This window comes from Cupriavidus sp. 8B, assembly GCF_054589115.1.
Genome location: NZ_BAAILO010000556.1, coordinates 1,584 through 2,570 on the forward strand (window position 1 = coordinate 1,584; position 987 = coordinate 2,570).

General features: G+C 52.8%; 2 protein-coding genes. Both read right to left on the reverse strand.

The annotated features are described in order from the left end of the window. Nucleotides 1-207 (reverse strand): tautomerase family protein (locus ACYP5B_RS48700; protein WP_459574641.1); only part of this gene is annotated, 207 nt, incomplete at its 3' end. A 178-nt stretch (nucleotides 208-385) separates the two neighbouring features. Further along, on the reverse strand, nucleotides 386-987 hold a 602-nt coding region (locus ACYP5B_RS48705), incomplete at its 5' end, for an aldehyde dehydrogenase family protein (RefSeq protein ID WP_459574643.1).

Below are 987 nucleotides of genomic sequence, written 5' to 3' on the forward strand. Positions count from 1 at the left end.
ATGCCTGGCGAATTGGTCCAGTCGGATTCTGACAAAATCGCCTCGCGCCTCGCCTCCCATGTAGAAGGAGTCTTTCGGCTGTTCATGGAACAGAACGCCTACGTAGAAGCGAGGAATGATGTAGATGTCGGCGATGCGATTTGCCATCTCCTTTTTTTCTTCCGCCGTGTAGGCGCCGACTGGATGATAGATATTCCACAAAGGCATTTTTGTCTCCATGCTTTATAGATGCCGCATTTTTCAATGTCAAAGCGTCTGATTTTCTTTCGAAAAAGTACGTGACATTAGTAAGGCGGCGATATCGATAACTCAGGAACGAGCTACCGGATTAAACCGATGTTTTTCGCAAATGCAGCATTCTTGAGGAAGGCGATGCGGTTGCCTATCAGCTTCCCTTAGGTTTCGTGGGAAGCGTGCCAACCGGGTCCGTTGTGATCAGTTTTTTATTAACGAATTCCTCGAAACCGGCCATCGACAGTTCCCTCCCGAATCCAGAGTTCTTGACACCGCCAAACGGCAGCTGAGGAGTCGTCGAAAACGGTCGATTGACAAACACCATGCCGCTGTCAATACGCGCGGCAATCTGCTCGCCGCGCTCAAGATCGGCGGTCAGGATGGAGCCGCCGAGTCCATATTGCGTATCGTTTGCGAGCCGAATGGCTTCTTCTTCATCGGCAACAACGAAGAAGGAAGCGATAGGGCCGAAGAACTCTTCCTGATAGATCGGGGCACTCGTGTTGATGTTGCTAAGGATGGTGGGCTCAATATAGAACCCTTCCCGATCGATGCGATGGCCGCCACATTCGATCGCTGCGCCGGAATCAACTGCGCGCTGGATCTGGTCAAGAAGGTGATCGAGGGCTTTTTCTGACGAAATCGGCCCAAGCGTCGTATTCGCGTCCGCAGGGTCGCCAGCCTGCAGGGCGGTCATGGCCTTTTTGAAGCCGCTGAGGAATTCCTCGCCGCGCTGCTTGCCGACAACGATGA